This window comes from Streptomyces lonarensis (assembly GCF_012033735.1).
Lineage (GTDB): Bacteria > Actinomycetota > Actinomycetes > Streptomycetales > Streptomycetaceae > Streptomyces > Streptomyces lonarensis.
The window spans coordinates 12,669-27,186 of the sequence record NZ_JAAVJD010000052.1 but is presented as its reverse complement, the minus strand read 5'-3'; the positions used below and the strand labels follow the sequence as shown (position 1 = coordinate 27,186).

Below are 14,518 nucleotides of genomic sequence, written 5' to 3'. Positions count from 1 at the left end.
GCGCCCGCGCGTGCGGAGCCCGCCGCGGAGGCACCGGCCCCGGAGGCCGCGCCGGCCGGCTCCCGGCGGGGCGCCCTCACCGCGATGGCGTGGAACACCACCGCCGCACGCCCGGCCGCCGCTCCCCCGGCCCCGGCCGCCACCGCTCCGGCCACCGACCCGGCACCGGCCGCCGCCCCGACACCTTCCCCGGTGACCGCCGGTGCGCAGGCGCCCGCCGGCCGGTCCGGCCCACCCGAGTTCAGCCTCTACTTCTTCGGTGACTACCCCGAGGTCGAGGACGGGTACGAACTGATCGCGGAGACCGCCCGGTTCGCCGACGAGAACGGCTTCCACGCCCTGTGGATGCCGGAGCGGCACTTCCACTCCTTCGGCGGGCTCTTCCCCAACCCGGCGGTGCTCGCCGCCGCCCTCGCCCGGGAGACCAGCCGCGTCCGGCTCAACGCCGGTTCGGTCGTCCTGCCGCTCCACGACCCGATCCGGGTCGCCGAGGAGTGGTCCATGGTGGACAACCTCTCGGGCGGACGCATCGGCATCGGCTGCGCCTCCGGCTGGCACTCCAACGACTTCGTCTTCTTCCCGGACCGGTTCGGCAAGCACCGCGAGCTGATGTACGAGCAGGTGGCGGACGTCCGCCGGCTGTGGCGCGGCGAGTCACTGACCCGGGACGCCGGCAACGGCACCACGGCCGACGTCCGCATCTTCCCGCGCCCCGTCCAGGAACTGCCGCCGATGTACACGGCGGTGGTCGGCAACCCGGCCTCCTACGAACTGGCCGGCCGCAACGACGTCGGCATCGTCACCAACCTGATGGCGCAGAGCGTGGAGGAACTGACGGCCAACATCGCGCGCTTCCGCGCGGCGCGCGCCGCGGCCGGGCTGGACCCCGCCGCCGGACACGTCGCGGTGCTGCTCCACACCTATCTGGCCGCCGACCACGAGACGGCGCGCGCCGACGCCTACGAGCCGCTGGCCCGCTACATGCGCGCCTCGCTGTCGCTGTTCGGCACCGTCTCGCGGAGCCTCGGACACCACGTCGACATGGGCTCCCTGGACGAGGACGACCTCGACACGCTCTTCCGGCGCGCCTACGGCCGCTACTGCGACCAGCGCGCGCTCATCGGCACCGTGGAGTCGGTCGCCCCCGTCGTGGATGCGGTCACCGCAGCCGGCGCGGACGAGATCGTCTCGCTGGTCGACTTCGGCGTGCCGTCGGACGCGCTGCGCGGCGGCCTCCGCCACCTGGACGCGCTCCGGCGCAGCCATCGCGAGCGGCCGCGCACCGCCACCGGCACGGCGCCGGCCGTGCGGACCACCCCCGGCCGCAGCACCGACACCGCCGCCGAACCGGCCGCCGGCCCCGCCGGTCCCGCCGCCACGGCAGCTGCCGCCACCGGACCGACCGCCGCCCCCGCCACGGGCCCGCAACCGGCCGGCGGCGAGCCGACCGGGCCGGGCGACCCGCTCTCCCCGGCGCAGCAGCGCGTGTGGATCACGCACCGCATGTTCCCCGAGAGCACCGCCTACAACGAGGTGAAGGGCGTCCGCTTCGACGGCCCACTGGACCCCGCCGCGCTGCACCACGCGCTCCGCGCGTTGGTCGCCCGGCACCCCGGACTCCGGACCGTCTTCCGGGAGACGGCCGACGGCCCGCGCCAGTACGTGCGGCCCGCCGACGCCCCGGAGCAGCTCGTGCTCGCGCACGCCGTCGTGGACCGCCGCGACGCCGCGGCCGACCCCGAGGCCGCCGTCCGCGACGTGCTGGCGGCCGAGAGCGCCCGGACCTTCGACCTGGCCGACGGCCCGCTGCTGTTCACGCGTCTCGTCACCACCGGCGACCGGCGCCACGTCCTGGTGCTGTCGATGCACCACATCGTCGCCGACGCCCACTCGGCGTCGATCCTCGCCCGTGACCTCTCCGAGCTGTACCGGGCCCACCGCACCGGCACGGCGCCCGAACTGCCGGCCCTCGGCCGCACCCCGGCCGACGTGGCCCGCGACGAACTCGCCGCACACCAGGACGGGAAGGCAGCCTCCGACCTCGTCTACTGGCGCAAGGCGCTCGCCGACGCCCCCGTGCTGTGCAGCCTGCCGACCGACCACCCCCGGCCGGCGGCGCTCAGCTCCCGGGGGCGAGCGGTCTTCCGCGATCTGGACGCGGGGCTCTCGGACGAGCTGCGTGAGCTGAGCCGCCGCCATCGCGCCACGCTCTTCATGACGCTGATCGCCGGCTACGCCGCCGCGCTGCGCCGCCTCAACGGCCAGGACGACATCGTCATCGGCACCCCCACCTCGACCCGGCCGCCCGGCCACCAGGACGTCCTCGGGCTGTTCCTCAACTCCGTCGCGCTCCGGCTGGACCTGGCCGCGGCCGGAACCTTCCCCGCGCTGCTGCGGCAGGTCCGCGGTGTGGCGCTCGACGCCTACGACCACGCGGACGCCGCGTTCGACCAGGTCGTGGCGGAGTCGGGCGTGCCGCGCACCACCGCGCACACCCCGGTCTTCCAGGTCATCGCCGAGTACGAGTCCCACGACCCGTTCCACTTCGAGCTGCCCGAGGTCACGGCGACCGCCCTGGACACCGGTGCCGACAAGACGCTCACCGACCTGACGGTCTACTTCACCGACCGGCCGACCGGCGTCCGCTGCCATCTGGAGTACAGCACCGACCTGTTCACCGAGGAGACCGTCGACCGGTTCTTCTCGACCTTCCGGGAGATCCTGGCGGCGGCGGTCGGCGACCCCGAGCGGCCACTGCCGACCCTCGCCGCCCCGGAACCGGACGCCGCCGAAGCCGCCGGGCCCGCCGGGCTGTCCGAACGCGCCGAGCACCGCGAACCCGCCGAACCCGCCCGACCCGACGCCGGGCACGCCTCCGAACCCGCCGGGCACGCCGGGCACGCCGGGCACGCCGGGCACGCCGGGCACGCCGCCGGCACACCGTCCGCGCCCCGCGCCGTGCCGGCGGAGTGGCGCGACGGCGCGACCCGTGACATCCCCGCCGTCACCGTGCAGGAACTCGTGGCCCAGCGGGCGGCCGAGGGCCCGGATCGCCGTGCCGTCGTCGACGGCGAGAAGATCCTCACCTACCGCGAACTCGACAGCCGGGCGGACCGGTTGGCCGCCGTCATCCGGCACCGGGCGGGCGGCGCGGACCCGTCGGCGCCCGTCGCCGTCTGGCTGCCCCGGGGCGCCGACCTGATCGTGGCCCTGCTGGCCGTGCTGCGGGCGGGCCGCCCCTACCTGCCCCTCGACCCGACGCTCGGCCGGACACGTGCCGAGACCGTCATCGCCGAGGCGGCCGCGCCGCTGCTGCTGACCGCGGCAGCCGGCGGCCCCGACGACCCGCACGTCCCCGAAGCCACCGTCCTGGTCGGGGTCGACGACCCCGCGCCGGCCGGCTCCCCGACCACGCCGTCACGGACCCCGGGCCCCGACGACCCCTGCTACGTCATCCACACCTCCGGCAGCACCGGCCGGCCGAAGGGCGTGGTGGTGCCGCACCGGGCCGTCGTGGACCTCTGCCAGTGGCACCACCGCCGGTTCGGGTTCACCGCCGCCGACCGCACGGCGCTGCTGTGCAGCCAGAGCTTCGACGCCTCGGTCCTGGAGATCTGGCCGACGCTGACCGCCGGCGCCACCCTGACCGTCGCCGACGACGCCGTCCGGCGCGACGCCGGGGAACTCGCCGCCTGGTACACCGCGCAGCACGTCACCTTCGCGATGCTGCCGACCGCGCTCGCCGAGACACTGCTGCAGCTCCCGGCCGCCGACCAGCCGCCGTTGCGGTACTGCGTCGCGGGCGGGGACGTGCTCCGCACCCGGCCGCACGCCTCGGCCGGGTACGAGGTGGTCAACATCTACGGCCCGACCGAGACCACAGTCTGCTGCACCCACCACACCGTGGCCCCCGCGGTGCCGGGCGAGGACGAGGGCCCGATCCCCATCGGACGGCCTGTCGACAACGCCCGGCTCAGTGTGCTCGACGCCGACGGCGAGCCCGTCCCGGTCGGCACCCCCGGCGAGCTGTACGTCTCCGGCCCGGGCGTGGCCGACGGCTACCTCCACCGGCCCGACGCCACCGCCGAACGGTTCACCGTCCCGCCCGGCGCGGACGGCGCCGGCCGGCGCCGCTACCGCACCGGCGACCTCGTCCGCTGGACCGACGGCGGCGTCCTGGAGTTCCTCGGCCGCTCCGACGACCAGGTGAAGATCCGCGGCTTCCGCGTCGAACCGGAGGAGACCGCGCATGTGCTCTCCTCGCTCCCCGAGGTCCGGGAGGCGGTGGTCCTCCCTCGGCACGACCGGGGGACGGAGGCCCGACTCGTCGCGCACGTCGTACCCGCCGAGGACGTCGGGGACGGCGACGACGACCACCGGGCGTTCACCGACTGGCTGACGCGACGCCTCACCCGGCGGCTGCCCGAGTACCTGATCCCCGCCGCGTGGTCGGTGCTGCCCCGCCTGCCGCTGACCGGCACCGGGAAGGTGGACCGCGCCGCCCTGCCGGACCCGCGCCACACCACGCGGCTCCCCGCGTCGGCCCCCGCACCCGCCGCCGCACCGGCCTCCGCACCGGCCTCGTCACCTGATGCCCCGGCGGCAGGCGCCACACCTGCGGCGCCCGGCACGGGCGGCGGTACCGGCACCGACGCCGCCGTGTGGGAGAGCCGGCTCCGCTCCCTCTGGGCGGCCGAACTCGGCCTGACGCCAGCGGAGATCGACGCCGGCACCTCGTTCTTCGCACTCGGCGGCCACTCCATCACCGCGATCCGCCTGGCCAACCGCGTCCGCGCGGCGTTCGACGCGGAGCTGCCGATGGCCGTCTTCTACCAGCACCCCACCCTCCGGGAATCGGCCGCGCACCTCGCCGGAGCCAGTCGGCCGTCCGGCGCGCGCACGCCGGCCGACACCGACACCGACACCGACACCGACACCGACACCGACACCGCCGTCGGTAACGCCGCCGATCCCGCCGCCGCCGACACCGACACCGCCGCCGGTACCGACGGCGGGGGCCGGCCCGGTGGACCGGGCGTCACGCCGACCACACCCGCCACCACCCAGCAGCGCGCCTTCCTCGCCGCGCAGGAGAGCCACCCGCTGCCCCAGGTCTTCAACGTCGCCATCCGCTTCGTCCTCGACGGCGCCCTCGACGTCGGCGCGCTGCGGCAGGCGCTGGCCGGCCTGGTGGCACGCCACGAGTCGCTGCGGCTGCGGTTCCGCCGCGACGACGGCACCTGGTTCCAGGAGGTGCTGCCCCCTGGCCCCGTGCCGCTCCCCGAGGAGGACCTGACCGCGCTGCCCGAGCCCGAACGCGCGGAGGAGGCCGAACGGATCGGCGCCGACGTGGCGCAGCTGCCGTTCGACCTCACCGCCGGCGCCGGGCCGGTCCTCCGGCTGCTGCGCACAGGCAAGGAGAGCTGGGCGCTGCTGTTCGTGCTGCACCACGCCGCGTGCGACGGCTGGGCGGTCAGCATCCTGCTCCAGGAGCTCGCCGCGCTGTACCGGGCTGCGGTCGACGGCACCCCGCACACGTTGCCGGAGGTACGCCAGTCCACGGACTACGCGCGCTGGCAGCTGGAGAACCCCATGCCGCCGGAGGAGTCGGCGCGGCGGGCCGAGCACTGGGCCTGGGAGCTGGCGGGCGCGCCGTTCCGGCTGGAGCTGCCGACCGACCGGCCGCGCCCGGCGAAGCTCAGCGGCGCCGGCTCCGCCGTGGTGTTCACGCTGCCCGCCGGGACGCGGCGCGACGTGGAACGGGTCGCCCGCGAGCAGGGCGCCACACCGTTCGCGGTCACGGCCGCGGCGATGGGGACGATGCTCGCCCGGCGCTCCGGCCAGTCCGACGTACTGCTGAACGTCTCCCACGCCAACCGGGAGCGCCAGGAGTTCGAGGAGCTGGTGGCGTGCACCTCCGCGCCGTACGTGCTGCGGGTTCCCGTCGCCGCCGCCGGCGGGGAGTTCGAGAAGCTGGTCCGGCTGGTGGCCCGCGGCGCGACCGAGGGCGCCGACCGGCTGCTGCCGATGGGTGAGGTCGCCGCCTCGGTGCGGGAGGCGACGGGCGACCGGGACATCCCGGACCGTGTCCCCGTCGGCTTCCAGTACCAGAACACGCTCCTCGCCGACCTGGACCTGCCGGGTGTCGAGGCGGCGGTCGAGGACCTGGTCGTCCCGGCGGTACGGACGGAGGTCTCCTTCGGCCTGGTACCGGCCGGGGACGTGCTGGTCGGCTACATCGCGTACTCCACGGACCTCTGGGACGAGGAGACGGTCCGGGGCTGGGCCGACGACTACACCGCGCTGCTGACGGAGCGGGTGCGCCCCGCGCCGGAGGCGGACGGCGGCGACCGCGAGGGGCAGCGCGACGCCGGCTGACCCACCGCCCGGGGCGCACACCGCCCCCGAACGCAGCGCCGCCCGGAACCCCGTGGGGTTACGGGCGGCGCTGCGTCACACGGCGGGCGCGGGGACGCCGGGCGCCGCCGGTGTCCGCGTGACCGCGTCGGGGTCAGATGACGCCCTGGGCCTGCATCGACTCGCCGACCAGCTCGAACCCGGCGATGTTGGCGCCGGCCACGTAGTCGCCGGGCCGCCCGTACCGCTCGGCGGTGTCGTGGCAGGTGTGGTGGATGTGCTTCATGATCTCGGTGAGGCGGTCCTCGGTCTTCTCGAAGGTCCACAGCGTCCGCGAGGCGTTCTGCTGCATCTCCAGCGCGCTGGTCGCGACCCCGCCGGCGTTGGCGGCCTTGCCGGGGGCGAACAGCACGTCCGCCTCCCGGAGGGCGCGCACCGCCTCGGGCGTGGTCGGCATGTTGGCACCCTCGGCGACGACGCGGACGCCGTTGCCGATGAGCGTCCTGGCGGCGTCCTCGTCCAGCTCGTTCTGGGTGGCGCAGGGCAGCGCCACGTCGCAGGCGACGTCCCAGACCCGTCCGCCGTCGTGGTACTCGGCGCCGCCCCGCTCGTCGGCGTAGGCGCTGAGCCGGGCGCGGTCCTTCAGCTTCACCTGCTTGAGGAGGTCGAGGTCCAGCCCCTCCTCGTCGACGACGTAGCCGCCGGAGTCGGAACAGGCGACGACGGTCGCGCCGGAGGCGGCCGCCTTCTCCGCCGCGTGGATCGCCACGTTGCCGGAGCCGGAGACGACGACGCGCATGCCCTCCAGCTCCAGGTCGCGGACGCGCAGCATCTCGGCGGTGAAGACCACCAGGCCGTACCCGGTGGCCTCCGGCCGGGCGTGCGAGCCGCCCCAGCCGACGCCCTTGCCGGTGAGGACACCGGCCTCGAAGCGGTTGGTGATCCGGCGGTACTGGCCGAAGAGGTAGCCGATCTCGCGGGCGCCGACGCCGGTGTCCCCCGCGGGGACATCGGTGTGCTCGCCGATGTGGCGCTGCAGTTCGGTCATGAACGACTGGCAGAACCGCATGACCTCGGCGTCGGATCGGCCCTTGGGGTCGAAGTCGCTGCCGCCCTTGCCGCCGCCGATCGGCATGCCGGTGAGGGCGTTCTTGAAGGTCTGCTCGAAGGCGAGGAACTTCACTATGTCGAGGTTGACGGTGGGGTGGAACCGCAGGCCGCCCTTGTAGGGGCCCAGCGCGCTGTTGAACTCGACGCGGAAGCCGCGGTTGACGTGCACCCGGCCCTCGTCGTCGGTCCACGGCACCCGGAAGATGACCTGCCGCTCCGGCTCGCAGAGCCGGTCCAGCAGCGACCCGTCGCAGAGCTCCGGTCGGCGTTCCAGCACGACCGGCAGCGACTCCAGCACCTCGCGCACCGCCTGGTGGAACTCCCGCTCCCCGGGGTTGCGACGCAGGACGTGGGCGTAGATCTCCTCAAGCACGTATGCAGTTCTCCTCGTACACGGCTGACCGATGGTTCCCCACACGGCAGACTCTTGCGGCTCGACAGCGGTCCCGACGCCGGGCGGAGTCGGTGAGACCCGTGCCCGTACCGCCGTCGAGAGGCGGTCGTCGGCCGCCTTCGGCGCCGACCCAGTCCGAGCCCGCCGGACACCCGCCGGCCGGCACCCTCCGAGGCGCGGCAAGCACCCAGGACGATCACGAAACGGAACAAAAGGAGTCCGAACCGCCCAGAAACGATCCGTACCGGAACCACACCACCGCCGCTACCCGCAGCTTCACCACCACACACACCCTGCCCACAGGGTGGACACCGCCTCACGGAGCCGCGGCCCGACCGGCGCTCCGCCGGCCCGACCGCGGCTGCTTCCGTGCCGCGCCCGCGCTACTTCCCGACCGGCACCGCGCTGCGCAACCGCGCGCAGCGAGGACACCGCAGCAGCCGGGCCGGGCCGATACGGTCCGCACTGAGGTGCTGCATGGGGAACTCACGGGTGCTGAACTGGTGCCCCTCGGCACAGCGCACAACGGTGGTCTGCAAGGGCCCGCTCCTGTACATCGACGGCGACCCCGCCACCGTAGGGGATGCTCCGCCCCCGCCCGCGCACGCCGCACGGGCCACGCCCCACCTCCGCCGACCGGCCCCCGCAGCGCTGCGTGTGAGCGGGCGGATGAGGTACAGTAACGACCGTCGAGCACCCTCCGGGGCGCCACGCGCGGGCGTAGTTTAATGGTAGAACATGAGCTTCCCAAGCTCAGAGCGCGAGTTCGATTCTCGTCGCCCGCTCCACACGAAAAGGCCCAGGCCAAGGACACCGTCCTCAACCTGGGCCTTCGCTGTGTCCGAGCCCGCCGGGACTTTCGCTGCACAATCGCCTGGCAGCACTCTTCGTCCTCGATGAACGACGACCGCGCAGGAGCAAGGGCCCGCGAAACGGAAACCTGCGCGCCCAGTAGAAGCACGCCACCCGTCGGCAGATGGTCATCGCTGGACAGGTGGCCGCCACTGTCGGGAATCCACCGGAAGTAGAGTATTTGCTACACTCCCGGCATGGAGGAGTGGGAGATCCGCGTCACCGATGAGATCCTCGCCTGGATCAACGCCCTGGACGTGAAATCAAAGGCGCAGGTCGTGGATGCTATCGACCGGCTCGCGGAGGGTGGCCCCCGGCCTGGGCCGCCCGCTCGTTGATCGACTCGAAGGGGCGCAGGTCCACAACCTCAAGGAACTACGCCCCGGCTCCGCAGGCCGCTCCGAGATCCGCCTCCTGTTCGTCTTCGACCCGTGGCGTTCGGCGATTCTGCTGGTGGGCGGTGACAAATCAGGGAACTGGTCGGCCTGGTACCGCCAGGCGATCCCACGCGCGGAAGAGCTGTACGTCGAGTACGTGAAGGAACGCGAAGCCGAGGAGGGACAGCAATGAAGAAGTTTCCCAAGTGGAGCGATGTACGTGCCGAGGTTGTTGCGGGTGCCGGCGGCGGCGAGGCTGTAGCCGAGGCCCGCAAGCGCAACCAGGCGTACATCGACGGGCATCGGCTTGCCGAGCGTCGCACGTCTCTCGGCCTGACACAGAGCGACGTCGCGGAACTGATGGGCGTGACCAAGGGCCGGATCTCGCAGATCGAGCGAGGAGAGGTCTCCACCGTGGAGGTCATCGCCCGCTATGTCGCCGCTCTTGGCGGCCGCATCCAGATCTCCGCCGTCTTCGGGGACGACCTGTACATCCTGCGCGGAACGGACACTCACGCCGCGTAGGCCACAGGCCCTGGCCGCATCGACATCCGGGCAGCGCCAGTCGTCGGCGCACCGGAGTGCCCGGCGCTACTGCTGAGGATGAGAACACCCTCTTCTGTTGATCTCCCCATCGCCGTGTGATCGTGCCAGCTGTGCGTCAGGTCGACGAGCGCAGCCTGTCCAGTTCGTCGGTGATCGCCTCCCGCAGTCCGTCATGCTGCGGACCGAGCCCGGACCGCTCCTCGCTCCACCGTTCACGCGGATGGAGCCACACCGGGGCGCCCACCACATCGGCGGGCTCCCACGCGAACCGCGGCCAGACGTGCGCGTGCAGGAACGGGTCCGTGTTTCCCAGGATCTCCAGGTTGACCCGCAGGAAGGCCGGGTCCAGCCGCCGGCAGACACGCTCGACCGCTTCGCCGAGCCGGTCCATGTCGGACAGGAACGCCAGCCGCTTGGCCCTCGGCAGGTCCGACAGCCGCTGCACCTCCGGCTCGTCCACCAGCAGAACCGAGTAGCCCGGCAGGAACTGAACATCCCCGATCACCGCGAACCCCGCCGTCAACCGTCGCAGCACAGTCGGGTTCTCACCCCTGAGCGCGGCCCCGATCCGATCCATTCGCCAATCACCAGTCATATCCAGAACGTACAAGCTGACGAGAGCGAATCGCTGTTCGCGCGGAGACCGGCTCCATCGGCAGGAGGGCCCGGGGCTCTCGCGAGCGCTCGTGCCCTTCCTCGGGCACCCGAAGGCGACCGGGGCTCGACGGCCGTGCCCCATCCGTGTCCTTCGGAGCGGACAACGCCGGTCAGCAGCGGTGTTCACGGACCCCGGGACGGGTGGCGTGGAAGGCGTTCTCGAACATCAGAGGAGCTTCCCGTGCGACGAAAACTCCCCGACGTCCGTGCTCCAGTTGGTGTCTCTCACGGGGGACCCTCAGCCATGTTCCGCAGTTCGTCCATGGTGGTGGTGACCGTCGATTCCTGGCCTGCCTTGTCACGGGCCACGGCGGCCAGCAGACGGGCGGCATCGGCGGGTGTGGACAGCAGGCGCATGGTCTCCTGCCAGACCTCGAAGTCGTCCTCGGCCATGAGCACGGCATTACCCTGCTCGGAACTGATGCGGACGGGGGCGTGATCCTCGTTGACCTGCTTGATCAGAGGGGAAAGGTTGGTGAACGCTTCGCTCGCACTGATCGTCATCGGAGTCCCTCTCCCCTCCCGACCCGAGTCGGTACTGAAAACCGCACCAGGGTCGTGCGGAACAACGTACAGGGCAGAGCGAAGGCAACGGGTGACCGCGCGATCGACAATGCGACGGTTCCGAAGACCGGGCCGTCCCTCGCTCCCGCCGGCCATTGCCCTCTCTACGCGAAAGTCCGGGGCGTCCGGGGCTCACAACAGGAGCACGTCTGCTGAGTCCGCGCGGCTCGGCGCGCGTCGGCCCGTGGTCCGACGGCGGCCGCGGCCAACTCGGCCGACCACCGGTCTCCGGTAGCCGGTCGTCAGCTCTGCGGCGCTGGGGTCGGGGGCGTCCCGGTCGGCCGGACGCCGTCGGCTGCGGCTGCCCGTAGCGCGTCCAACAGGCCAACGAGCGCGGGGCGTTCGAGGGCGGCTCTGCGGACGGCGGCGGAGATCGCGCGGACCGGTTCGGGGTTGCGTACCGGGCGCACCACCACGCCGGGGTGCTGGGCGCGCAGCCCCAGTCGCGGCATGAGGCCGATGCCGAGCCCGGCGGCGACGAACCCCTGGGCGGTGGCGTAGTCCTCGCTCTGGACCACGAAGTCGGGGGTGAAGCCGGCGGCGGCGCAGGCGTTGACGACGGGTTCGAGGCAGGGGCCGGGTGGTTCGCTGCCGACCCACTGCTCCGACGCCAGCTCGTGCAGGTCGACGGCGTCCGCGCCGGCCAGCGGATGCCCGGCGGGCAGTACGGCGGCGTACGGGTCGTCGAGCAGGTGGACGAGATGGACGCCCGCGCCGACCTCGCGGTCGGCCGGCCCGACCACCACGGCCAGGTCGGCGTCGCCCCGCAGCACCTCCTGGAGCGGGTCCTCGTGGTCGGACAGCCGGAGGTCGGCGCGGGCACCGGGGTGGGTGTCCCGCAACCGCGCCAGCGCGGGCGCCACCAGGGTGGACCCCGCAGTGGCGAAGTAGCGGACCGAGAGCCGGCCGGTGCGGCCCGCCCGCAGGTCGGCGAGGTCGCTCTCCGCGCGGGCCACCGCGGCCCCGATCAGGGCCGCGTGCTCGGCGAGCAGCAGCCCGGCAGCGGTGGGCCGCACGTTGCGGCCCACCCGCTCGAACAGCGGTGTGCCGGCCTGCCGTTCCAGCGCGGCGATCTGCTGGCTGACGGCCGAGGGGGTGTAGCCCAGGTGGGTGGCGGCGGCGGTGACCGTCCCGCTGTTGACCACCGCGCGCAGCACCTGGAGGCGCCTCACATCGAGCATGTAGCAAAACTTAACAGACCAGGCGTAATCATTCGCTTGTTCTCATCGGTCGGCTCGGGCACCGTCGTACTGCGCGGGACCGCCTCTCCCGCAGCAGCGGCCGAGCGAGCGGAGACGACGTGAACGGCGTGACCGGCGTGAACGGTACGAGTGGCACGAGCGGTACGAGCAGTGCGAGCGGCGCGACACGTGGGCTGCGGGGTTGGGGCCGGGTGGCGCTGCTCGCCTCCCTCTGGGGCTCGACCTTCCTCTGGACGGACCTGGCGCTGCGCGGGCTGTCCCCCCTGCAGGTCGCCTTCACGCGCTGCGTGCTGGGGGCGCTCGTTCTTGTCGCGGCCTGCCGTGTCAGCGGGCGGCGCCTCCCCCGGGGGCTCACCGTCTGGCGGCACCTGACCGTGGCGGCGTTCTTCTGCAACGCGCTGCCGTTCGCGCTCTTCAGCCTGGGGCAGCAGACGGTCTCCTCCGGGATGGCCGGGGTGTTGAACGCCACCACGCCGCTGTGGTCGATCGCGCTGGGACTGGCGCTCGGCAGCGAACGGGGCGTTCGGCCCGCGCGGTTGGCGGGGCTGGTGCTCGGTTTCGTCGGCACGGTGGTGCTCTTCGCGCCCTGGCAGTCGGGCATCGCCACCGGCTGGGGCGCACTCGCCATCGTCGGGGCCGCGGCGAGCTACGCGGTGGCGTTCACGTACATGGGCCGCACCCTCGTCGGCCGCGGCACTCCGACGGTCTCGCTCTCCGCGGCGCAGCTGGTGGCGGCGAGCGGGCTGACGGCTGCGGCCGTCCTGCCGTTCGGCGGCGCGGTGGTCCCGGTCGCGCCGGGCGCGGCGGTGGTGGCGGCGGCCGTCGTGCTGGGGGTCTGCTGCACGGCGGTCACCTTCCACCTCACCTACCGGATCATCAACGACGAGGGCGCCACCAACGCCGCGGTGGTGGGGTACCTGCTGCCGGTGGTCTCGGTGGTGCTGGGGGTGGTCGTCCTCGGTGAGCAGCTGAACGCCCGTGTGCTGGTGGGGATGGCGGTGATCCTGCTGGGCGTCGCGCTCACCCGGCGGGTCGCCCCGCAGCCCCCGGTCACGGTTGCGGCCACGGCCACGACAGCCGGTCCGGCCGCCCGCCCGGCCGCCACGCCCGTGGTGTTGGCGGCAGCAGCGCCGTCGCCGGCGAGCCCGTCCGACCGGGGTGGTGCGGCCGCGCGGCCCAGCCGCCGCGCGGCCGAGCCGTGTTCGGCCGCGCCGGCCGGGGTGGCGCCCAACCGGGTTGCATCACGACCCGGTTGCGCTTCGGGCGAGCCGTCCGACCGGTGAGGCGGCGGCACTTACGGTGACGGTCTCAGCAGTGAGCGAGGGAGACCGTGACCACACCACCGCCGTCGCAGGGGCCGCAGCTCACCGACGAGGAGCGGGCGTTCCTGGAAGCGGACACACAGCAGAACATCCCGGTCGTCCCCGAACAGCTCCCGCCGCACCCTCCCCGACTCCCGTGGGAGGCGGTGCTCGCCGGCGGCGCCGCGGTGACGGTGATAGCGGCGATGCTCGTGCTGTACCTGGCGCAGCAGCCGTCGGCGCCCCCGCTCCGCGCGCAGGGGTCCTCGACCGCGGTACCACCCGACTCCACCCGCCCGGAGGCGGGTGACGGGGTCGACGCCGGTGGCCACGAGGACGGGCAGGGAGGGCCGGGCCCGGTGCCACCGGCCCTGACGGCACCGCCGCCCGTCGCACCGGACCCGCTGCCGGCCCCGGCCCCGAACACCGATCCACCGGGGGACTTCCTGCCCGACCCCCCGGGCGGCGCCGCGGCCGAGTGCGTCCCGGTGTCCTTCCGTACGCCCGGCGGCACGACGGCCTGCCTCTCCGTGGCGGTGGTGTGCGCGGCCGGCTCGCCCTGGCACACCCCGTACGGCGAGACGGTGTGCGGCGGGCCGCTGCCCACGCAGCACATCCGCGTCACCGCATTCCCCGGACTGGACTCACCGGCCGGCTCGCTGCACTGCCTCGCCTGGACGGACCTCGGCGAACCCGACGGCCCCGGGCATCCCGGCGCACCACCGGACACCGGGGGCGACGCCGACACCGGGGGCAACGGGGGCACCGGGCACGCCGGGGACGCCGGGGATGTCGGGGGCGCCGGGGATGTCGGGGGCGCCGGGCAGCGGGCGTTCCGCACCGCCGACCTGCTGGTCGACCCGCCCGCCGACCGGTGCTCGGCCCATCTGGTCGGCCCCGACGGCCTGGCGTACCGTACCGACGGGAGCTCGGTGTTCTCCTCCGTGCCGCTGCACTGCGAAAGCCCGTACCCGGGCACACGGCTCACCTACCCGGGCGTGCTGGAGTCGACCGCCGACATCCACCCCCCGCTCCACGTCTGCGTCTCCGAGCGGATCGGCGCATAGACCGGCCGGGCGCACGCAACAGCTGCCCGGGCGCTTCGGCGCACGGGCGCCCGGCTGCCGTCGAACGCTCGGCCGCCGCCCGGGCTGCTGG

Annotated in this window: 9 protein-coding genes, 1 tRNA gene and 1 pseudogene; 6 read left to right on the top strand and 5 right to left on the bottom strand. The window is 73.8% G+C overall.

Annotated elements, in window-relative coordinates:
- The first annotated feature begins 84 nt into the window (after nucleotides 1-84).
- On the top strand, nucleotides 85-6,378 hold the full coding sequence (locus HCN56_RS26340; protein WP_280923262.1) for a non-ribosomal peptide synthetase: 6,294 nt from the start codon (nucleotides 85-87) through the stop codon (nucleotides 6,376-6,378).
- Between the two features lie 133 nt (nucleotides 6,379-6,511).
- Here HCN56_RS26340 and gdhA read toward each other — a convergent pair whose 3' ends face one another.
- Both gdhA and HCN56_RS09630 read right to left on the bottom strand, forming a co-directional pair.
- Nucleotides 6,512-7,840, bottom strand: a complete 1,329-nt coding sequence (gdhA, locus tag HCN56_RS09635) for an NADP-specific glutamate dehydrogenase (protein ID WP_312871155.1) — start codon at nucleotides 7,838-7,840, stop codon at nucleotides 6,512-6,514.
- A gap of 404 nt (nucleotides 7,841-8,244) precedes the next feature.
- A complete protein-coding gene (locus tag HCN56_RS09630; protein ID WP_167969093.1) occupies nucleotides 8,245-8,400 on the bottom strand; it encodes a hypothetical protein in 156 nt (51 codons plus the stop codon).
- A 175-nt stretch (nucleotides 8,401-8,575) separates the two neighbouring features.
- Between HCN56_RS09630 and HCN56_RS09625 the strand changes: the two genes are divergently transcribed.
- The 3 genes and pseudogenes from HCN56_RS09625 to HCN56_RS09610 all read left to right on the top strand — a co-directional run bounded on the left by HCN56_RS09625 (nucleotide 8,576) and on the right by HCN56_RS09610 (nucleotide 9,615).
- Nucleotides 8,576-8,649: transfer RNA gene (locus HCN56_RS09625), tRNA-Gly, on the top strand.
- Between the two features lie 261 nt (nucleotides 8,650-8,910).
- Nucleotides 8,911-9,283, top strand: a pseudogene (locus HCN56_RS09615) (type II toxin-antitoxin system RelE/ParE family toxin).
- Nucleotides 9,280-9,615 carry a helix-turn-helix domain-containing protein gene (locus tag HCN56_RS09610; RefSeq protein WP_167969106.1) on the top strand — a complete coding sequence of 112 codons (336 nt, stop codon included), beginning with the start codon at nucleotides 9,280-9,282 and terminating at the stop codon, nucleotides 9,613-9,615. Before HCN56_RS09615 ends, HCN56_RS09610 begins: the two are co-directional and overlap by 4 nt.
- Nucleotides 9,616-9,751: 136 nt before the next feature.
- Here HCN56_RS09610 and HCN56_RS09605 read toward each other — a convergent pair whose 3' ends face one another.
- The 3 genes from HCN56_RS09605 to HCN56_RS09595 all read right to left on the bottom strand — a co-directional run bounded on the left by HCN56_RS09605 (nucleotide 9,752) and on the right by HCN56_RS09595 (nucleotide 12,038).
- Nucleotides 9,752-10,231, bottom strand: a complete 480-nt coding sequence (locus HCN56_RS09605; protein ID WP_167969105.1) for an HIT family protein — start codon at nucleotides 10,229-10,231, stop codon at nucleotides 9,752-9,754.
- 287 nt (nucleotides 10,232-10,518) lie between these two features.
- Nucleotides 10,519-10,797 carry a type II toxin-antitoxin system Phd/YefM family antitoxin gene (locus tag HCN56_RS09600; protein WP_167969104.1) on the bottom strand — a complete coding sequence of 93 codons (279 nt, stop codon included), beginning with the start codon at nucleotides 10,795-10,797 and terminating at the stop codon, nucleotides 10,519-10,521.
- A gap of 302 nt (nucleotides 10,798-11,099) precedes the next feature.
- Nucleotides 11,100-12,038, bottom strand: coding sequence for a LysR family transcriptional regulator (locus HCN56_RS09595; protein WP_167969103.1), 939 nt, complete (start codon nucleotides 12,036-12,038; stop codon nucleotides 11,100-11,102).
- A 194-nt stretch (nucleotides 12,039-12,232) separates the two neighbouring features.
- Between HCN56_RS09595 and HCN56_RS09590 the strand changes: the two genes are divergently transcribed.
- Both HCN56_RS09590 and HCN56_RS09585 read left to right on the top strand, forming a co-directional pair.
- Nucleotides 12,233-13,342: a DMT family transporter gene (locus HCN56_RS09590; RefSeq protein WP_167969110.1), complete on the top strand. Its 1,110-nt coding sequence runs from the start codon at nucleotides 12,233-12,235 to the stop codon at nucleotides 13,340-13,342.
- A gap of 47 nt (nucleotides 13,343-13,389) precedes the next feature.
- The gene (locus tag HCN56_RS09585; protein ID WP_167969102.1) at nucleotides 13,390-14,427 is read left to right on the top strand and encodes a hypothetical protein; all 1,038 of its coding nucleotides are present in this window, start codon (nucleotides 13,390-13,392) and stop codon (nucleotides 14,425-14,427) included.
- Nucleotides 14,428-14,518 lie beyond the last annotated feature (91 nt).